The sequence below is a fragment of the Janthinobacterium sp. SUN120 genome, from assembly GCF_030397735.1.
GTDB classification, from domain to species: domain Bacteria; phylum Pseudomonadota; class Gammaproteobacteria; order Burkholderiales; family Burkholderiaceae_D; genus Janthinobacterium; species Janthinobacterium kumbetense.
Genome location: NZ_JAPUBW010000003.1, coordinates 165,817 through 187,051, shown reverse-complemented (window position 1 = coordinate 187,051; position 21,235 = coordinate 165,817). Strand labels below are relative to the sequence as shown.

The 21,235-nt window shown below is 61.3% G+C and carries 12 protein-coding genes; 3 read left to right on the top strand and 9 right to left on the bottom strand.

All coding sequences use genetic code 11. The features are described 5' to 3' along the window. Window positions 1–143 precede the first annotated feature (143 nt). The 9 genes from rluB to O0879_RS18660 form a co-directional block, all read right to left on the bottom strand. Complete coding sequence (gene rluB / locus O0879_RS18700) at window positions 144–2,213, bottom strand: 23S rRNA pseudouridine(2605) synthase RluB (protein ID WP_289918100.1); 2,070 nt, start codon at window positions 2,211–2,213, stop codon at window positions 144–146. After that, window positions 2,206–3,000, bottom strand: coding sequence for an SMC-Scp complex subunit ScpB (gene scpB, locus O0879_RS18695; RefSeq protein WP_077400306.1), 795 nt, complete (start codon window positions 2,998–3,000; stop codon window positions 2,206–2,208). The genes rluB and scpB overlap by 8 nt, the downstream gene beginning before the upstream one ends. Before the next feature lie 398 nt (window positions 3,001–3,398). Further along, complete coding sequence (locus tag O0879_RS18690; RefSeq protein WP_077400303.1) at window positions 3,399–4,418, bottom strand: glucokinase; 1,020 nt, start codon at window positions 4,416–4,418, stop codon at window positions 3,399–3,401. A 389-nt stretch (window positions 4,419–4,807) separates the two neighbouring features. Continuing rightward, entirely contained in the window at window positions 4,808–5,770 is a 963-nt protein-coding gene (locus tag O0879_RS18685; RefSeq protein WP_251349817.1) for a VTT domain-containing protein, read from the bottom strand. A gap of 150 nt (window positions 5,771–5,920) precedes the next feature. Further along, the gene (locus O0879_RS18680) at window positions 5,921–7,612 is read right to left on the bottom strand and encodes an ABC transporter ATP-binding protein (protein WP_289918098.1); all 1,692 of its coding nucleotides are present in this window, start codon (window positions 7,610–7,612) and stop codon (window positions 5,921–5,923) included. Between the two features lie 9 nt (window positions 7,613–7,621). Further along, on the bottom strand, window positions 7,622–8,737 hold the full coding sequence (locus O0879_RS18675) for an ABC transporter permease (RefSeq protein WP_289918095.1): 1,116 nt from the start codon (window positions 8,735–8,737) through the stop codon (window positions 7,622–7,624). A gap of 9 nt (window positions 8,738–8,746) precedes the next feature. Beyond that, window positions 8,747–9,685, bottom strand: a complete 939-nt coding sequence (locus O0879_RS18670; RefSeq protein WP_289918093.1) for an ABC transporter permease — start codon at window positions 9,683–9,685, stop codon at window positions 8,747–8,749. A gap of 28 nt (window positions 9,686–9,713) precedes the next feature. After that, the gene (locus O0879_RS18665) at window positions 9,714–11,552 is read right to left on the bottom strand and encodes an ABC transporter substrate-binding protein (protein WP_081345921.1); all 1,839 of its coding nucleotides are present in this window, start codon (window positions 11,550–11,552) and stop codon (window positions 9,714–9,716) included. A gap of 19 nt (window positions 11,553–11,571) precedes the next feature. Beyond that, entirely contained in the window at window positions 11,572–11,994 is a 423-nt protein-coding gene (locus tag O0879_RS18660) for a hypothetical protein (RefSeq protein WP_289918092.1), read from the bottom strand. Between the two features lie 179 nt (window positions 11,995–12,173). Here O0879_RS18660 and O0879_RS18655 point away from each other — a divergent pair, with 179 nt between their 5' ends. The 3 genes from O0879_RS18655 (at window position 12,174) to O0879_RS18645 (ending at window position 21,188) form a co-directional block, all read left to right on the top strand. Then, window positions 12,174–14,954 carry a TonB-dependent receptor gene (locus tag O0879_RS18655; protein ID WP_289918090.1) on the top strand — a complete coding sequence of 927 codons (2,781 nt, stop codon included), beginning with the start codon at window positions 12,174–12,176 and terminating at the stop codon, window positions 14,952–14,954. 360 nt (window positions 14,955–15,314) lie between these two features. Beyond that, a complete protein-coding gene (locus tag O0879_RS18650; RefSeq protein ID WP_289918088.1) occupies window positions 15,315–17,984 on the top strand; it encodes a TonB-dependent receptor in 2,670 nt (889 codons plus the stop codon). Window positions 17,985–18,341: 357 nt separating this feature from the next. Continuing rightward, a complete protein-coding gene (locus O0879_RS18645; RefSeq protein ID WP_289918086.1) occupies window positions 18,342–21,188 on the top strand; it encodes a TonB-dependent receptor in 2,847 nt (948 codons plus the stop codon). The last annotated feature ends 47 nt before the right edge of the window (window positions 21,189–21,235 follow it).

Sequence of the window (21,235 nt, the reverse complement as noted above, 5' to 3'; positions counted from 1 at the left end):
GAGAACTTTTATTAGGCTGCAGATTATAACCTCTTATTAACTTCGCCGCAATGCCGCACACGCGGAGCGGCCCGGCTTACAACAGTTACAAGAGCGCGCACCCGCGGCAGATCGGCGGGCGCGCAAGAAGAAACTCTTCCCGATTAACCTTTGCTGCGGCGGCGCGGCATGCCATCCATGCCGCCACGATCCATGCCGCCACGCGGCTGACCACCGGAACGTTGCCCACCAGCACCACCGCCACCCGTATTGCGGCGCGGACCCGTGTTGGCGAAACCGAAGGCCGTTTGCAGCGGATCGGGCTGGCGCGGACCACGCTGCGGCGCGCGGCCTTCGCCACCCGGACGGCCTTGACCCTGGCCTGCCGCACGCGGCGGACGACCCTGGCCTTGCGGCGCGCCCTCGAACGATGCCGACGAGCGGGGCTGACCACCCTGGAACGGACCTTGCGGCTGGCCACGGCCAGGACCACGCGCGTCGCCTGGACGGCCGGCGCCGCCTGGGCGACCCTGGCCTTGCGGACGGGCAAACTGGCCTTGCGGCTGACCACGGCGCGGCGCGACCGGGAAAGGATCGGCGTTGCGGTTGCTCACATCGATGCGGTTGCCATTCGGCTCGTCATCGCGGCTGGCCTTGCGCGCTTCGCGGCCCTTGGCGGCGCCAGCGGCGCGGGGGTCGCCCGATGCCGGCATTTTCTTTTCGATGCCATAGGCCGTCAGCAGGTCGCGCACGGTGTTTTCATCCATCTCTTCCCAGCGGCCGCGCTTCAGGCCGCTCGGCAGGGTCATGGCGCCGTAGCGGGTACGGATCAGGCGCGAAACGGTCAGGCCGATGGCTTCGAACATGCGGCGCACTTCGCGGTTACGGCCTTCGCCGATCACCACGCGGTACCACTTGTTGATGCCTTCGCCGCCGCCGTCGGCGATCTTCGAGAACTGCGCCAGGCCGTCTTCCAGCTCGACGCCGGCCAGCAGCTTCTGGCGCATGCCCTCTTCCAGCTCGCCCAGGGTACGCACGGCGTACTCGCGGTCGATGCCGTAGCGCGGGTGCATCAGGCGGTTGGCCAGGTCACCGGAGGTGGTAAACAGCAGCAAGCCTTCCGTGTTGAAGTCGAGGCGGCCAACGGCCAGCCACTTGCCGGCTTTCATGGTCGGCAAGCGGTCGAATACGGATGGACGGCCGTCCGGGTCATTATGGCTGACGATTTCGCCGGCCGGCTTGTGGTAGACCAATACGCGTGGCGGCTTCTTGCTGACGCGGCGCTGGATCAACTTGCCATTGATGCGCACGTGATCGCTCGGCAGGATGCGCTGGCCGATGTGGGCTGGCTCGCCGTTGACGGACACGCGGCCCGAAATGATCAGGTCTTCCATGTCGCGGCGCGAACCGAGACCGGCTTCGGCCAGCACCTTGTGCAGCTTCGGCGCATCGTCGTCGGACGTCAGGTCGCGGCGCACGACGGCTTTCTGTACGCGGCCCGTGCCGCCTTCTTCGCTGTCGAACGCGTCGGAGGTGACGAACGAGAAGACAGCATCAGCGTCGCTGAGCTTGCCCGGCGCAGCCTGGCGGCCCTTGCCCTTCTTGCGGCTCTTGCCGGCATTCTTGCCGGCGCCCGGCACGTCGTTGCGCGGACCGCGCGGCAGGCGTGGGCCGGACACGAGGTTGCCTTCGGCATCGAACACATCGGCGACAGGCGCGGCAGCTTGCTCGGCGGTAGGTACGGCTTCGGCTGCCTGCGGCGCTTCGGCGCGCGGCGGCTGGCGCAGCGCGCGCTCCGCCTGCACGCCACGCATCTGGCGCGGACCGCGCGTCGGGCGCGCTTCGGCCGGCTTGTCGGCAGCAACTTCCGGCGCCGTTTCAGCGACGGCGGCAGCGGCCTTGGCGGCGGCGCGGGCGCGCGGCGGACGCGGTGCCGGAGCGGCAACCGCCTCGGCAGCCGCTTCGGCGGCGTCGGCCACGGCCTTCAGGGCTGGCTTGGCGCGGGTTTTCTTGGCGGCCGGCGCCGCTTCAGTCTCAGCAGCGGCGACGACGACGGGCGCATCGGCAGCCACGTCGGCTTTCGTGCGGCGCTTCGGCTTGGCAGCGGCGGTGTCGCCTGCAGCGGCGGCAGCGGCCGTATCGGCTTCGATCTGGGCCTTGGTGCGGCGCTTGGGCTTGGCAACGATGGCTTCGTCGCTGGCGGTTACTGTCTCGGGTGTGTTCGGATTATTCATTCTTCGTTTCTTGGCTGTGCTGACCTGGCGCAGCGTCAACCGTTAGTTCTGGCGCAGGGTCGTGAGTGTAGGCTTCGTCCGTGGGCGAAGCATCGGGGCCGGCATCAAGGCTTGCTGTCACATCTACATCTGTCACAGCCGTATTGCTACCTGCACCAAGCTGGGGGACAAGCTCATTGCTTGCCTTGTCAAAATTCTCTTGCAGGGCGGCTTCCAGGGCTTCCAGCCCATTGCCCTGCATTTCACTGATTTGCTGCAACGGCGGCAGCTGGGACAGCGAATGCAAACCCAGGTCATCCAAAAACTGCTTGGTGGTGGCCAGCAAGGCCGGCCGTCCCACCACGTCGCGGTAACCGATGGCATCGACCCAGCCACGGTCTTCCAGCATCTTGATCGTCTGCGAATTGACGGCAACGCCGCGAATCTCCTCGATATCGCCGCGCGTCACCGGCTGGCGATAGGCGATGATGGCCAGGGTTTCCAGGGTCGCCCGCGAATACTTGGGCGGCCGCTCGGGCGTCAGGCGGTCGAGATACATCTTCATTTCCGGGCGGCTTTGAAAGCGCCAACCCGAAGCGAGACTGACGATCTCGATGCCGCGCCCTTCCCACTCATCGCGCAACTCTTCCAGCAATTGCTTGATCGTGTCGGCACCGACGCCGACGCCACGCACGCGACCATTCTCGTCCGCATCGACGAACAGCTTCTTCAAGCTGTGGATCGTCAGCGATTCACGAGCGCACAGCAACGCGGTTTCGAGGACTTTTTTAGCCTCAATTGTATTCATAGCAATTCTGTGCGGATGTGTGTTGCAATTCGTATGCAGAGAAAGAAATCAAAAACGTTCATTTCAACGTAACAGAGGGCAGACATCGATGATGACGCCGTGCTGGGTTACTAGTTGAGGCTGTTTTTCCGACGCCTTGGCCGATGCGCGCAAAGCGGGACTAAAGCGGATGCAGTGAAAGTCCTGCCATCCATGGTGCTGGCCTTAAATAACCAGCAATGAAACGAACTCCGGAGCAGCTGCTTTTCCCGTGGCGACGATGCAGCCAGACGGGAAAGCGACAGTCGTCGTTTCATCCAACGATGCCAATTGTACCTGATAAAAAGCGGAAAAGCGCAAAACCGGGTAAAACACGCGTTTTACCCGGCTCTGGCGCGACATCCCGCCCGCTGCCAACATCACAGGGAGGCGAGTTTCTCCGAGAGAATGGCCGATGCGCCCAGGAAAGCTGGGTACTGCGCCGTGATGACGAAGGTCGGCACTTGCGAGACATAATTGGCGAAGCGGCCCTTGCGCTCGAAGCGGGCGCGGAAGCCGGAGCGGTCGAAACGCGCGCCCAGGCGCGGCACGATGCCGCCGCCGATATAGATGCCGCCCAGCGCACCCAGGGTGACGGCGACGTTGCCCGCCACGGTGCCCAGCATGCAGCAGAACGCTTCGATGACGTCGTCGCACAGCTGGGATTCGCCAGCCAGCGCGCGGCGCGTGATTTCCGCCGCCGGCAAGTCTTCCGCCGGCACGCCCGCGCGGTCGGCCAGGGCGCGGTAGATCAATTCCAGGCCATCGCCGGAAATCAGGCGCTCGGCCGAGACATGCTCGTATTCGCGCCAGGCGAATTGCAGAATGCTCACTTCCGTTTCATTGAACGGCGCGAAGCTGACGTGGCCGCCTTCGCTTTGCAGGGCGATCCAGCCGCCATGCGAAGGAATCAGGCCCGATACGCCCAGGCCCGTGCCGGCGCCGATCAGGCCGATGGCCGTGTTCGGACGGGCCGTGCCCGCGCCCACCTGGTGCTTTTGCTCGTTGGACAACTGCGGCAAGGCGCGCGCCAGGGCCGTGAAATCGTTGACCACGTCCAGGGTCGTGAAACCGCACTCTTCGCGCATGGCGCGGATCGAGAACGACCAGTGGTGGTTCGTCATGCTGAGGAAATCGCCGTCGACCGGATTGGCGATGGCGATCACGGCATGGCGCACGGCTTGCCCGCCGGCCGCGGCGATGTGCGGCAGGGCCAGGTAGGCTTGCAGGGCGGCGGACAGGCTCGGGTAATCGGCACAGGGCAACACTTCCACCAGGGTAATGTGGCCGGCGGCCACTTCCAGGGCGAAACGGGCATTGGTGCCGCCCACGTCGGCCAGCAGGCGCGGTCCATCGGCGAAGGCGGAAGTCGGCAGTACGGGAGAAGACGAAGCGCTCATGATTTTAAATGATGAAGTGGGACGCATGGGACGCCAAGCTTAAAGGATGAATGCGCCCGGAGGCAAGCAAAGTTTGTAGTTTAAGTACATCAAAACAAGCCTTTATTGGTAGTTCCACTCCAAATGCAACAGGCAGCGCCAAAATTGCTTAGAAACAATGATTTATAGTAAGTACTTGCACTCGTCAGGCACGCGAAAAGCATGCTGCACAGCAGCAGGAATCGGCTTGAAAACAGAGTATGCCGGAGTTTGCGCAAAGCCGCTTGGTACGCGACGGCGCTGGTGCGGCGCTACCGTCCTGGCCGCGCCGCAAAGGTGTTTTCGTATTATTACTACCGGTTTTTACTGCGAGCTTTATTGCCAGCCTGGCGTGCCGGCGGCAACCCGGATCAGGAGGGCAAGCCTTCGCCCAGCAGGCTGGCGGGCGCCGGCTGGTCCGAGCGGTAGGCGGCATTCCACGCATCGAGGCCGCCATGCAGGGGCTTGGCCCGGTGGAAGCCGTGCTGGTGCAGCAGCTTGGCCACTTGCGCGGCCGTCACGTCGTTGGGGCAGCTGCAATACACGATGATGTGGCGGTCCTTGTCCATGGCGATCATGGCGGGCACCGGTTCCTTGCCATTGAAAAACAAGGCGCCCGGCACGGCCGGTTCCAGCGCCTGCGCCGTGGCGCTGCGCGCATCGACCATCAGCGGCTCTTCGCCCTGCTCTATGAGTTCAAGCAATTCATCGATGCCGATGCGCTCGATCTGCAAGGCCTGGCGGAAACGTCGGCGTTCGAGGAATTTGTACAGCAGGAACAAGCCCAGCAAGGTGGCCAGCATCAGCAAGGCCGTGCTGCCCATGGTGCTGAGCAAGTCGAGCACCTGCTGCACGCTGGCATGGAAAATCACGCCGACGACGATGCCCGTGCCGGTCCACAGCAAGGCGCCCAGGCCCGCGTACAGGAAGAACAGGCCCGGCGGCGTGCCCAGCGCACCCGACATGGGCGCGGCCACGGTATTGAATCCCGGCACGAACTTGGAGACGATCAGGGCTTTCGGACCCCAGCGCTTGAATTTGTCTTCCGTCTGGCTGACGCAGTAATCGGGCGACAGCGAGATGCGGCACAGCAGCCGCAGGATGCGCTTGCCGAAATGGCGGCCCGCGCGGAACCACGTGAAGTCGCTGATCAGGCAAGCGCTGAGCGCGGCGGCCAGCACCAGCCCTCCATTCATGTCGCCATCGACGGCCAGCGCCCCCGCCACCACGAGGATGGGAAAGGCGGGAATCGGCAGGCCGAGCTGCTCCACCAGCACGATGCCAAAGACAATCAGGACACCGTAATGTTCGAGCAGGTAAATGAGGTTGGGCATGGCCGCTATCTTACCGTAAAAAGCCCGACCTAAACGTCGGACATAACCGTAGCGAGCGGCAGTGATTTGTGGCTAAGAAGCGCAACCGTGCTTGAGCACGGCGAGCATCGCAGGCCGCAAAGCGCGACGCGCAGCAGGTTTTGACAGACGTTATATTTGCACGCCCTTCGGTATGGCGCTTAGTAACGTGCGCGTGTACGGATGCACGGGATTGCGGTACAGCTCATCCGAATCGGCCAGTTCCACCACTTGCCCCTTGTGCATCACCATCACCTGGTCGGCGATGTATTTGACGACGGACAAATCGTGCGAGATGAAGATGTACGACAATCCGAATTCATCCTGCAAATCCTGCAGCAAGTTCAATACCTGCGCCTGCACCGACACGTCCAGCGCCGACACGGATTCGTCGCACACGAGAATTTCCGGCTGCATGGTCAGGCAGCGGGCAATGGCGATGCGCTGGCGTTGTCCGCCGGAAAACTCGTGCGGATAGCGGTGGAAGGCCTGTTCCGGCAAGCCGACTTTATCGAGCAGCCAGTAGGCCTTGGCGATGCGTTCCTGGTCCGTCGCGCCGATCTTGTGGATGCGCATGGGCTCCAGCAGGATCTGTCCCACCGTGAAGCGCGGGTTCAGGGAGGCATATGGATTCTGGAAGATGATCTGGATGCGGCGTTTATACGGCAAATACTCCTTGTTCGGCATGGCGATCAGATCCTTGCCGTGGAACATGGCCGTGCCGCCCGTGGCCTGGTGCAGGCGCAGCAAGGTCAAGCCCACCGTCGTCTTGCCGGAACCGGACTCGCCCACCACGCCCAGCGTTTTTCCGCGTGGCAAGGTGAACGACACATCCTTGACGGCCTGGAATTCGCGCTTGCCGAACAAGCCCTCGCGCGTGTAAAAGCTTTTGCTCAAGTTATTGACCACCAGCACGGGTTCGTCGCCCGGCGTGTAGCCGCGCGTGCGCTGCTTCACCTCGATGCCGGGACCCGCCTTGCCATCCATATAATCGGCGATGACGGGCAGGCGCCAAGGGCGCTCGTCCAGGGACGGGCGGCAATGCAGCAGCGCCTTGGTATAACTGTCTTGCGGCGCCTCGAATACCTGGCGCACGTCCCCTGTCTCGCGCACTTCGCCGTGGCGCATGACGATCACCTGGTCGGCGATCTCTCCCACCAGGCCCAGGTCATGGGTAATGAACAGCACGGACATCTGGTGTTTCTTTTGCAGCGCTGCGATGAGGTCCATGATCTGCTTCTGGATCGTCACGTCCAGCGCCGTCGTCGGCTCGTCCGCGATCAAGAGCTTCGGTTCGCAGGCGATGGCCATGGCGATCATCACGCGCTGCTGCTGGCCGCCTGACATCTGGCTCGGGTAGGCGTCGATTTTCGTGGCGGGGTCGGGTATGCCCACTTCCTCGAGCAGCGCCAGGGTGCGCGCCCGCGCCTGCTTGCGGTTCATGCCCATGTGCTGGCGCAACACTTCGGCGATCTGGAACCCGACCGTGAAGACGGGGTTCAGGGACGACATCGGTTCCTGGAAGATCATCGAGATATCCTTGCCGCACATGGTGCGCCGCTCGGCGATCGACAGTTGCAGCAAGTCGCGCCCGCCGAAGTGGATGCTGGAAGCGGGGTCGATGATGGTGTTGTCCGGCGGCAACAAGCCCATCACAGCCAGGGAGCTGACGGACTTGCCGCTGCCCGATTCGCCCACCAGGGCGACGGTGCTGTTGCGCGGCACGTTGAACGAGATGCCCTTGACGGCTTCGAACGTGGTCTTCTTGTCCAGGCGGAAGGTGACGCGCAGGTCGCGCACTTCCAACAGGTTATTCTGGTCCATGAGCAACTCCTATTTCACTTTGGGGTCGAGCGCATCGCGCAAGGCATCGGTAAACAGCGAGAACGCCGTCACCAGCACGGCCATCGCCGTGGCGGCGGCTGTCAGCTGCCACCATTTGCCCAGGATCAGTTCATTTTGTGCCTCGTTGAGCATGCTGCCCCACGAGACGGTGCCCACCGGCACGCCAAAGCCGAGGAAACTCAGGATCACTTCCGCCTTGATGAAGCCCACCACGAGGATGGACATTTGCACCAAGGCAACGTGGCTGACGTTCGGGAAGATGTGGGAAAACATCTTGCGCCAGTGCGAGGCGCCGATGGCGTCGGCCGCCATCACGTATTCGCGCGCCTTGTGCTTGATGTATTCGGCGCGGATCAAGCGGTACGGCCCCGTCCAGCCCGTCAAGCCCAGGATCAGCACGATGGTCAGCACGCCCTTTTGCTGCAAGACCGCCGCCACCGTCAAAATCATCAGGATCGAAGGAATCGACGTGAAGATGCTGTAGAACCAGTTGAAGAAGTCATCGACGATGCCGCCGAAATAGCCGGACACGGCGCCAAAGATGGTGCCCAGCACGACGGCCAGCAAGGCGGCCACCAGGCCCACGACGATCGACGTCTCGCCGCCCTTGACGGTTTTCTGCAGGATATCGTGGCCCCACTTGTCGGCGCCGAACGGCAAGGTTGCCGCCTTGTGCGTGACGAGTTTCTTGGCCTTGCCCATGCCAGCGCGCAAGGCCGTCAAGTCGTCGGCCAGCGGGTCCGTGACACCGTACATTTCCACGCCAGCCGATGGGTTGCTGCCCATCTGGGCGCGCAGTTCGGCGATATCGTCGGCCAGCGGGTCGAGCACGTTGACGGGTGTGGGTGAGCTGCGCTCGTCGGCCAAGGGAATGGCCCCGTCGCCGGCCGCGGCCACGTCCTTGTCGGCGCCGACAAACGTGGGCGGCGCGTAGCTGACGGCCACTTCGTCTTCCCAGTTCGAAGCGACCAGGCCGCTGGCGGAAGCCAGCACCAGCAGGAAAAAGGCGCCGACCACGGCCAGCGATACCATTGCAATCTTGTCGCCGCGCAAACGGCGCCACGCCAGGGCCCACAGGCCGGGCGATGTATGAGGTTTCGACATCGTCTCTTTCTACTTCAGTTGTACGCGAGGATCGACCGCCTGGTACAGCAGGTCGGTGAGCAGGTTGAAGAGCATGGTGGCGGCGGCGACATACACGGTGATCGCCTTGATCACCGGAAAGTCGCTGCGCTCGACAGCCAGAATCACTTCACGCCCGATGCCGGGGATGCCGAAGAAGCGCTCGAGCAGGAAAGCGCCGATCAGCAGGGCCGGCAAGTTCGACATCACATAGGTAATGATGGGAATGCCGGCATTGCGCAGCACGTGGACCCACATGATGCGGCCTTCCTTCAAGCCCTTGGCGCGCGCCGTGCGCACGTAATCCTGGTTGGCCTCGTCCAGCACGAAGGTACGGAACAGGCGCAGGGTGGGCGCAATCGACACGGCCAGGCCGATCAGGATGGGCAAGGTGGAATAGCGCAGCAGGTTTTCCCAGAAGCTGTCGCCCCAGCCTTGCACGGGGAACAGGCCCAGCTTGTAGGCAAAGCCGTACTGAAAGACGATGATGTAGACGAGGATGGAAATCGACATGCCCACCGTGCAGGCGATCATAACGGCGCGGTCCGTCAGCGAACCGCGCACAAACGCGATGGCCAGCGCCAGCGCCACGCCAAAAAACGTTTCCAGCACGGTCAGCGGGATCAGCACCATCATCGACGGCCCCAGGCGCGACGTGATGATGTGCGACACGGATTCCCCCGTCGCCCAGCTCTGGCCGAAGTCAAACGTGACGATCTGCTTGATGAAGATCCACAGTTGCACGTAGTACGGCTGGTCGACGCCCAGCTGGCGGCGGATGTTGGCGATGCTTTCCGCACTAGACATCTTGCCGGCCAGGATGTAGGCGGGGTCGCCGCCCACCCAGTTGAACAGGATAAACACCAGCAGGGCGACGCCCAGCATGGTGGGCAGCATCTGCCACAAGCGGCGCAGGATATAAGCAAACATAATGATTCCTTGTTGTTATAAGCCGCGCTTATTTTTTAGCAGAATCGGCAACAGGCGCCACTGGCGTGCCCGTGCTGTCGATATCCATGTACGCCCATTCCTGGAACAGGATCGGGTGCTTCTTGTAGCCCTGCACCGACTTTTGCGCCAGCATGTTGCGGTAGCGCGCATAGCCGATCAGGGCGCCCGCATTGACTTCCAGGCGGCGCGCCATCTTGTGGAACAGCTCGTCGCGCTCGGGGCTGGCCGGCATGGCCTGGCTGGCGGCGTACCATTTATCGTACTCGGGGTCCTGGTAGCAGCCATTGTTGTTCTGGTGGGTGTTCGGGCCATAGAACAGCTGCATGAAGTTGTCGCCGTCCGGATAATCGGCCAACCAGGGCGCCGTGCGCGTCTGCATCTTGCACTGCTTTTCCGTCTTCAAAATGTCGGAAAAGATCATGCGGTCGTTTTCCATGCGGATGCCCAGCGAGTTGTAGGTCTTGCGCCACATTTCCGCCTGCAGCACGCCATTGGCTTCGTTGCGCGAAGCATAGCGGATCAGGAGCGGCTTGCCGTCCGGTAAAGTGCGCCAGCCGTCGGCGCCCTTCTTGTAGCCAAATTTATCCAGCAATTTATTGGCCAGCACGGGATCGTATTGCAGCAGGCTCTTGTAGTGGGGATCGTAGCCGACGACGCCAGGCGGAATCGGATAGTCGAGGCGCTTGGCCTGGCCATTCCAGATGATGCGGATTTCTTCATCGATATTGTGCGCCATGGCAATGGCACGGCGCAGCGCGATCTTTTCCTTGCTGAAGCCGCCGAGGGTGGGGTCTTCCATGTTCCAGTAGTAATAGCTGATCTCCGGGTCCAGCAAGCGCGACAGTTGCACGCCCTTCTCAGCCAGTTCGGGACGCAGCTTGCCGTTCAGCAATGCTTTCGGCGCCAGCGGGCCGTCGAGCCAAAACACGTCCGTGCCGCCGCTCTGGAAGGACAGCCAGCGCGACTGGTCTTCGATCATCACGGAAATTTCGATGCGGTCGATGGCGGGAATGCGTTTACCCTGCATCTGGCGCACGATACGCTGGTCGTCCGGGTCGTCGCCAGCCATGAAATTCCACGTTTCCGGCAAGTGCTGCGGGTTGCGGTTGAGGACGATGCGGTTGCCGCGCGTCCATTCACCGAGCGTGTAGTAGCCGGTGCCGACGGGATTCGAACCCACTTCGCCCTTCACGTCGCCGTACTTGTCCACCACTTCGCGCGCCACGGCGGCCGTCGGCACGTAGGCGAGGATCATGGGGAAGTTGAAATCGGTCTTGGTCAGCGTGATGCGCAAGGTGTACGGATCGAGAATTTCCAGGCCGGCCACCTTCTTGTTGAAGTCCAGCTTGTTCGCCTTGGCAGCTTCCTTGGCCAGGTCGTCCAGCCCCACTACCTTGCCTTCGAACAGCCAGCTGTGCGGCGAAGCGAGGCGCGGGTCGAACAATCGTTTCCACGAATACACGTAATCGGCCATCGTCAGTTCGCGGCGCTTGCCGCCGAACGCGGCGTCCGGCGTGAACAGGATGCCTTTTTTCAGGCGGATGGTGTAGGTCTTGCCGTCTGCGGACACTTCCGGCATGGCGGCGGCCGCGCCGGGCACCACCTTGACGGGGCGCGCCAGGTAATCATAGGTGTACAGGGTGTCGAAGACGGCCTGCGTGATGTGGTTCGAATACAGGTCGCGCGCGGTGGCCGGATCGAAGCCCGTCTCGGCGGCCGGCAAGATATAGCGCAAGGTTTTGACCGGCGCGGCCGCGGCGCTGGGTGCATCGGCGGCAACGGCCGCCAGCGGCAGGGTGGCCAGGCAGGCGAGCAGCGCCACGCGCCGCATCCATGGTGACTTCATGTAATACCCTTCATCTCGATTATCTGTCGCACCGTATTGGTGCGCTTGTACTGGCTTCCTCCTGGGATACAGGATTCCACCGCCAAAACCAGTCCATCCTCGCAAGATCTATGCCTTGTTTTCCGCCAGTCGCGCCGCTGTCCTGGCGAGCTGGAAAAAGGCGTAACGATAACGCATATTCTGTTCGCCGGGCAAAAAGCCGCAGCATGCGTGCAACGCGCGGCAAGGTCCGCTCGCGGCGTTGCGAATATTTTCCGCAACGCAACATAGCCGGATCGGCGCCACAAAAAAACGTATTGGTAGAAACCCTTACGTCCACGAATGAGCGCCATTTCAATACGCCGGCGGAAAGCATATATCGTAGCGCAGCATTAAAAAAATGCCATTTTAAAAACATCGCAATATTGGAAAAAACACTGTTGTTTCCATGCTGAAAGGTCACATCCCAACGTTGACAAGCTTTCTCGGCAAGTGGTCTTATCAATCACGGCTACTCACAGTCTGCCGTTTGACCCACAGCGATTGCCGACGCAGCAATCTTTTTTAGCTTAGCGAGGTTGTGTCGCAAACCGACCAGCCGAACTTACTTTCGGAGTTTTGAGAATGATGATGGAAACAGTTATGTCCCGCTCCGTACGCCTGATCTTTTCAGGTAGCGTAGCAGCGGTCAGCCTTGGCATGATGGCTGTGCCGGCAATGGCGCAAGATGCCAATGTACAACGTGTGGAAATTACCGGATCGAGCATCAAACGGGCCACGGCCGAGACCGCGTCACCGGTACAGGTCATCAGCCGTGACGACCTGATGAAGTCGGGCAAGGCCACCGTGGCCGAATACCTGCAAACCCTGACCGCCGATGGCGCGGGTTCCTTGCCGACGGGTTTCGGCAACGGCTTTGCCGCCGGTTCCACGGCCATCTCGCTGCGCGGCCTGGGCGCCACCTCGACCCTGGTCTTGCTGAACGGCCGCCGCATGGCGCCGTTCGCGCGTGCCGATGACGGCCAGAAAAGCTTCACCGACCTGTCGACGGTGCCGATGCAGATCGTCGAACGCATCGAGATCCTCAAGGACGGCGCCTCGTCCACCTACGGCGCGGACGCCATCGCCGGCGTCGTCAACATCATCCTGCGCAAGGACTTCGAAGGCCTGACCCTGAAAGGCGACACGGGCATTTCCGGCGACAGCGACGCCAAACAGCACCGCGCCTCGCTGACCTTCGGCAAGGGCAACCTGGACACGGATAAATACAACTTTGTCGTCAATGCCGAATACACCAAATCGGACATGCTGATGAACAATGAGCGCTCCGGCCGCAAATGGATAGGCAAGGCCGACCTGCGTCCGTATGGCTACGCGATCAACACCCAGTTCGCCGGCGGCTACATCAACGGCACCAACGATGCGAATGCCTCGCCCACGGGCCTGATCCGCGATCCTGTCACCAACAACTATGTGTCGCTGCCAGGCTGCTCCTCCTTGTCCGTATCTTCGCCGCAAGATCCGAAAGGCGGCTGTTTGTGGCACCATGACCAGTTCCGCTCGATGCAGCCGAAGATCGAATCGGTCAACCTGTACACGCGCGGCACCTGGCAAGTCAATGCCGACACCCAGGTGTATGCGGAAGCGGGCTACTCGAAGCGCGACACGGCGTTTACGCTGATACCGCCATCGGTCACGCCCACCATCGCGTTCCCGCCCAACGCCACCAGCCCGACTGGCGTGATCAACTACGGTTCTGGCGCTGGCACCACCATCGTGCTGGCCGCCAACCATCCGCAAAATCCCTATGGCGTGCCCGTGCGCGTGCGCTACCAGGCCTTCGACGTGGGCGCCAGCACGCGCCAGGCCAACAATGAGTTCAACCGCATCGTGCTCGGCGTCAAGGGCAATGCTATGGGCTGGGATTACGATGCCGGCTACACGCATTCGGAATCGAAGCTGCACCTCGACTACAGCAACATGCTGAACATGGCCGTCGTCAAGGATGCCCTGGGCAATCCGAACAGCAAATATTTCCCGTACTACATCGGTGCACAGGCAAACAAGAATCCGGCCTCGCTGTACGCGGCCATGGTGACCAACGCCACGTCCGACTCCACGACCAAGCTCGACATCATCGACTTCAAGGCATCGCGCGAACTGATGCAATTGCCGGGCGGCGCCCTGGGCCTGGCCGTGGGTGCGGAACACCGTCGCGACAAGCTCGACAATCCATCGTTGTCGGGCACGGAAAACGGTTCCATCAACTCCAGCTATGTGGCCGCCAAAGGCGACAGCAAGGTCTCGGCCGTCTTCCTGGAAGTGCTGGCGCCCGTGATCAAGACGGTGGAATTGTCCGGCGCCTTGCGTTACGACAAATACGACCGTTTCTCGTCGACCACGCCGAAACTGGGCGCCAAGTGGACGCCCGTCAAGACCTTCGCCGTGCGCGGCACGTATTCGGAAGGCTTCCGCGCACCGGGCCCGGCCGAAAGCAATGCCAATTCGCAATCGACGGGCACCTCGACCGTCAGCGATCCCGTGCGCTGCCCCGGAGGCAAGCAATTGCCTGGCGCCAATGCCAGCGACTGCGAACTGCAAGTGGCGGCCGTCAAGATCGGCGACCCGAACCTGAAACCGGAAAAATCCAAGGGCTACACCCTGGGCATCGTGTGGGATCCGTTCAACGATACCAGCCTGTCGCTGGACGGCTGGAAGATCAAGCGTGAAAACGAGATTAATCCCCTGCCTTACAACGAAGCGGCCGCCCTGCCGACGGCCATCCGTTCCGACAACAACCTGACCATCAACGGCGTCGTCACGCCAAACACGGGCACCTTGCTGATCACCAAGGCGCCGTACCGCAACTCCAGCTACACGGAGATCAAGGGTATCGACCTGGACATCAAGCAGCGCGTGCGCCTGGGCGACTACGGCCGCGCCACGTTCGGCCTGACCTGGACCCACATCGCATCGTGGGTGCGGGCCGAGTCGGCCACCGTGCGCTACCAGTTCGCCGGCACGCACGGCAACTGCGATACGTCCAACTGCGCCGGCACGCCGAAGGACAAGATCAACCTCACCGGCTCGTGGGACCTGGGCAACTGGAACGTCAGCGGCGTGCTGAACTACCGTTCGGATATGAAAAATATCAAGTTCGAAGGCGACCCTTGCGCCTCCAAACTGGCGAACGGCACGCCGGCGCCGAACGGTTGCAAGCTCGCCTCGTTCACCACGCTCGACCTGTCCTCCCGCTGGAACGTCAACAAACAGTTGCAATTGTTTGCTTCGATCAACAACGTGACCGACAAGATCGCGCCGCTCGACCCGCTGACCTATGGCGGCATGAGCTACAACCCGATGGACGCCAGCGGCGCCATCGGCCGTTACTTCAAACTGGGCGCCAGCTACAAGTTCTTCTAAGCGTCCGCTCAGGCTGCCACGCACAGCCTGAACATCCGGCAGGCACAAGTCACTATCGCCATGCCATCCACACCAACGCCCGCTGCACTGCAGCGAGCGTTTTTTTATTTTGCGCACGAGGGGGATGGCAGCCTCGTCAAAAATGCGGCACAAAATGCACCTTCTTTGTTCTAAATCAGTACCTCTGATGCACTGCGTTGTTTAGGCACACAAACCTGTTTGCCACGTTGACAAAAACTTTTGCAGCTCATTACAGTGAATCTCTTGAAAAGATATAAATACTTTTCAATGTTCTCGGTGCGCCAACCAGCGCGGCCGTTCTTGCCCTTCTAGCCAACCGCTTTTCCAGGAGTCTTGAACATGATCAGAGAAACACGCTTGTCCCGTTCCATCCGTTTGATCTGCGCCAGCGGCCTTGCCGCAGGCCTGCTCAGCCAGCAGGTGCTGGCGCAAGAAGTCAGCGATACCAGCAGCATGCAGCGCGTCGAAGTCACCGGCTCCTCCATCAAACGCCTCGTCTCGGAAACGGCGACGCCCTTGTCCATCTTCAAGGCCGAGGATTTTGCCAAACAGGGCTTGACGACGGCCCAGGAAGTACTCAGCAAGATCCCCTCGAATGCGTCCAGCATGGGCAGCGGCAATGCCGTCGGCGGCAATACCAGCGGCTTGCCCACGGGCGGCCAGGCCAGCGCCGACTTGCGCGGCCTGGGCGGCGACAAGACCCTGGTCCTGCTCAACGGCCGGCGCATCGCCAACCATCCATATGACGGCGCCAGCGTCGACCTGAACATCATTCCCATCGCCGCCCTGGAACGGGTCGAAGTGCTGCGCGATGGCGCCTCGGCCATCTACGGCACGGACGCCATCGGCGGCGTCATCAACTTCATCACGAAGCGCTCCGTCAACGTCACGAATATCACCGCCGAAGTCGTCGCGCCCGAGCACAAGGGCGGCGGCGAGCACCGCATCAACCTGTCGACGGGTTTCGGCAAGCTCGACACGGACGGCTACAATATTTTCGGCGTGGTCGACTACCACAAGCAAAATGTGCTCACGTCGCAGGACCGCGATTTTTCCAAGACCGGCATCATTCCCGAGCGGGGCCTGTCGCTCACCAGCGGCACCACCTTCCCCGGCAACTACTTCGATGCGGCGGCCAACGGCGGCAAGGGCCTGGCCGGCAATCCGTACGCGGCCAGCGGCTGTCTGCCACCGCTGTCGGTGGCGGCCGCCAACGGCACTTGCCGCCAGGATTACACGCGCCAGATCGACGATCTGCCCGCGCAGGAGCAAGTGGCCTTCTTCGGCAAGGGCGCCTTCAAGCTCGGTGGCGGCCACCTGGCCACGGTGGAATATCTGCATTCGGAAAACAAGGTGAAAGCACGCACGGCGCCGCCGCCGCAAACGGGCTTGATCTTGCCGATTAGCAGCAAATATTATCCGGGCAATGCGGGCGGCGTACCGGCGCAGCCGGGCTTGTCGGGCCAGCCGCTGAGCGTCAACTGGCGCCCCGTGGAAGCGGGCCAGCGGCAGATCGATTCGGACGGCAAGGCGGACCGCCTGGTGCTGGCTCTCGAAGGCGAACTGGCCGGCTGGGATTACAAGACGGGGCTGAGCCACGCGATCAGCAAATCGTCGGAGAAATTTACGGGTGGCTATGTGCAGGATGCCTCGTTCGCCGCCGGCGTGCTCAATGGCATCCTGAACCCGTTTGGCGTGCAGGATGCGGCCGGCAAGACTTATCTGGACAGCACCGCCCTGCGCGGCGAAGTGCAGAACGCCAAGGTCACCACCACGGGCTTCGACCTCAAGGGCAGCCGCGACCTGATGCAACTGGCCGGCGGCCCGCTGGCGATCGCGCTCGGCGGCGAAGTACGGCGCGAAAAGGCCGACTTCAACGTGAACCGCGACATCGCCGGCCAGGCCACCAGTTCAGGCCTGTCCGGCTCGCTGTCGAAGAGCGGTTCACGCACGATCCAGGCCGTCTTCGGCGAAGTTAACTTGCCGCTGATCAAGGACCTGGAAGTGCAGCTGGCCGCCCGCTTCGACCATTACAGCGACGTGGGCAGCACCACCAATCCGAAGCTGGCCCTGCGCTACCAGGCCAGCAGCGCGCTGGTGCTGCGCGGCTCGGCCAGCACGGGTTTCCGCGCGCCCACGCTGTTTGAAAAGAATGCGCCGCCGTCGAAGAACGATACCAACGACTCCTACGACGACCCGATCCTGTGCCCCGGAGGCGTGCCGCAACCGGGCGCCAATCCCTTGCGCGATTGCGACTTGCAGCAATTCAAGCTGCAAGGCGGAAATGAAAAGCTGAAACCGGAAAAATCCACCACCTTCGCCTTTGGCCTGGTGCTCGAACCCATCAAGGAAGTCACCGTCGCCGTCGATTACTGGAACATCCATTTGAAGGACAAGATTTCGTCCCTGCCCGAACAATCGATCTACGGCAACTATGAAAAATACAAGGCCTTGTTCCTGCGCAATCCCGACGGTTCTCCCTACGCCATCCTCGACCTGAACGACAACATCGGTGAAGTGAAAACCGACGGCATCGACGTCAGCCTGAATGCGCGCCTGGGACGCGGCGCGTATGGCGATTTCAGCGTGTCGGTCGACGGCACCTGGACCCACAAGTATGACTACCAGAACGAGCGCGGCGGCGAATTCATCGCCAACGTGGGCCGCTACGCGGACAACAATCCCGTCTTCCGCTGGAAGCATACGGCGGCGCTGAACTGGCGCATGGGCAACTGGGGCGCCACCGTGTCGCAATCGTTCAAGTCCGGCTACACGGATCAGAACCAGGTGGATCCGCAGTACCGCCACGATGTGCCGTCCTACAGCCTGCTGAACGTGTCGGGCAGCTATGCGTGGAAAGGCTTGCTACTGACGGCCGGCGTGAAAAACCTGTTCGACAAGGAACCGCCGTTCTCGAACCAGGGCACCCTGTTCCAGAAAGGCTATGACCCGCGCTACACGGACCCGGTCGGGCGCGCCTGGTACTTGCGCGGCAGCTATACGTTTTAAGGGGAAATTGCGGGAAACGCGATCAGACAGACAGCGCTGGCAAGCATATGCCAGCGGGAGCAAAGACGGCGCCATCAGCGATGATGTGCGCCGTTTTATTTTACGCATCTGAGCACGGCTGACAAGGGTTCACGATATTTTATTGCTGAAGGATTATAAAAAAAACAGGGAAATGTTGCATTTCGTCCAAAAAGTCCGCGCGAAATTGACAATCTGAATCGTGAATGTTTTGATGAGGCCCAAGAAAATTTACAGAATTTTCGTTGGTCAATTTTGAAATAAGCAAATAAATTGTCAGCAAGCAACATGTTATTTCAAAATAAATGCCATCTTTATCACAATAACAAGGAATTTCAGATGATGATAGAAAATGTAATATCGCGGTCGCTGCGCCTGATGTTTGCAGGCGGCATGGCCCTGAGCATGCACGCCGCGTATGCGCAAGAAACAACAGATGGCACCATGCAACGCGTGGAAGTCACGGGTTCGAGCATCAAGCGCATCGCTTCCGAAGCGTCGCTGCCGGTGCAGTCGTTCAACCAGAAAGACATCAAGAAAACCGGCGTTACCACGGTTACCGATTTCATCCAGCAAATTCCTGCAATGCAGGGCTTCTCCGTGGCCGCCGATTCGGTGGGCGGCGGCGGCGGTGGCGTCACCACGGCCTCGATCCACGATATCGGCGCAGCCTACACGCTGGTGCTGCTGAACGGCCGCCGCTTGGCGCCATCCAATTCCGGCACCACCATCGACCTGAATTCGATCCCCCTGTCGGCCATCGAGCGCGTGGAAGTGCTGACGGACGGCGCCTCGGCCCTGTATGGCGCCGACGCCATCGCCGGCGTGGTCAACTTCATCTTGAAAAAAGGCACATCGCCGCTGGAAATCAACGCCAAGTACTCGCGCCCTGAAGAAAAAGGTGGCGCCAGCAATTCGATTTCGATCAGCAAGGGCTTCGGCGATATCGACGAAGACGGCTACAGCATCTTCGTGTCGGCCAGCCACGACGAACAAAAATCGCTGAAAGCATCGCAGCGCAGCTTCGCGAAAAGCGGCATCATCAATTTCAACGATCCGAAGACCGGCAAGGCGCTGCAATTCATCAACGGTTCCTCGCGTTCGTCGGCAGCCAATGCCGCTGCCACCTACAACCGTACCGATGCAAACGGCAATGTGGTGATCAACCCGGAAACCAACAAACCGTTCGTCGATACCGTCAACCTGGCCAATCCGTATGCACTGGCCCATGGCGGCAAGTGCGCGCCTGGCAATATGGACTTCTACGGCGATGGCAACTGCTATTTCGACTCGCCGTCGACCATTGAAATCAATCCCGAATCGAAGCGCGACTCGCTATTCAGTTCGGGTACCGTCAAGCTGGGCAAGACCGGCTGGCAAGGTTTCTACGACTTCGCCTACACCGAAGCGAGCATCAAGGCCAGCATCGCGCCGTACCCGGCCGATTTCTCCATTTCCCCGAACTCGCCCCTGTTCAGCAAGTACCTGGCCTCGCAGTTGAGCCCGTCGCAACTGGCCAATGCCGTGAGCGGCGTCGCCAAGTACCGCCTGTCCGAAATGGGTAACCGCGTGTACGACTACGGCAACAAGGCGACCCACCTCGTCGGTGGCGTGGAAGGCAGTGCATTCGGCTGGGATATCAACACGGCCGTGACGTACTCGAAAAACAAGCAGACGCAGGACTACGTCAGCGGCTTCCCGCTGTCCGACAAGTTCAACGCCCTGCTCGACGCCGGCACTATCGACCCGTTCGCCTACCCCGTGGGCGCCATGCCGGACGCCATGCGTCAAGCCCTGCTCGGCACTGGCTTCAGCGGCACCTACAACACGCAAACCGTGGAAATGAAGGGCGTCGACGGCCGCGCTTCGCGCCCTGTGTTCTCGCTGCCGGGCGGCACCGCCATGCTGGGCGTGGGCGCCGACTACCGCAACACCTCGTTCAAGATGCAACAGGCGGATGTCGCCAAGCAGGCGCAAATCCTGTTTGACAATGCGCAAGTCGACAGCGAATACGCACGCGACAACGCGGGCGCCTATGCCGAGCTGATGTTGCCGATTTCGAAAAAACTGGAAGTGACCGGCTCGGTGCGTTATGACCAGATCGGCGCCATCGACGACAAGCTGACGGGCAAGACGGTAGGCAAGAAAGAAAACGCCACCACCTGGAAAATCAGCGGCAAGTATTCCGCGACCAAGAGCCTGATGTTCCGCGCCGCTGCCGGCACCGGCTTCCGCGCCGCCAGCATGCAGGAAATCGCCGGACCGCTGGAAGACTGGGGCGTCACGGGCGGTAACTACCAATGCCCATTGACGGCGGCAAACGGCATGGGCGGTCACCCGCTGGCCAGCTACTGCAGTGGCGTTGGACGTCAGCAATTCGAAGCCTTCCAAGGCGGCAATCCTGAGCTGAAGCCGGAAACGTCGAAGCAATGGAGCATCGGTACCGTGTTCGAGCCGATCGACAGCCTGTCGATGTCGTTCGACCTGTGGAACGTGGAAATCCGCGACCAGGTCACGGCCGTCTCCGAAGGCTTGATCTTCAACAATCCAGCCAAGTACGCCAACCTGTTCACCACCAAGCACATCACCTCGACAGGCCTCGACGTGCTGGCAATCAAGCTGCTGCCGATTAACATCGGCAAGGTGGAAAACCGCGGTATCGACTACGACTTCACCCACAAGATGAAGTTGCTGGACGGCCGCCTGACGAGCCGCCTGATGGGTACCTACCTGCTGCGTTCGCGCTACACTACGCCGGGCACCGATGATCAGTGGGAAACCAGCCTGAATCGCTACGGTTCGAACGACAAGGTCAGCTTCCGCAACATCATCCGCGCCACCACCTCGTATGAGACGGCCAAGTTCACGCATACGCTGAGCGCCAGCTACCGCAATGGCTACACGGACAAGGAACAGACGGTCGACGATTGCGCCGTGATCGTCGCCGGCAGCCCTGGCGAATGCTATGGCATCCAGCTGGAAGTGCCGAGCTACACCACCTTCGACTTCCAGACGGCTTACCGTCCGCTGAAGAACGTGGAAATCACGGGCGGCATCCTGAACCTGTTCGACCGCAATCCGCCGTTCACCCTGCGTAACACGGGTTCGCATCAAATTGGCTACAACCCATCGTACTCGAGCGCCCTGGGCCGCCAGTTCTACCTGAGCGGTTCCTACAAGTTCTAAGCTGATTGCATCGGCTGAAAACTGAAAAAGCCCGGAAAGCTTAGCTT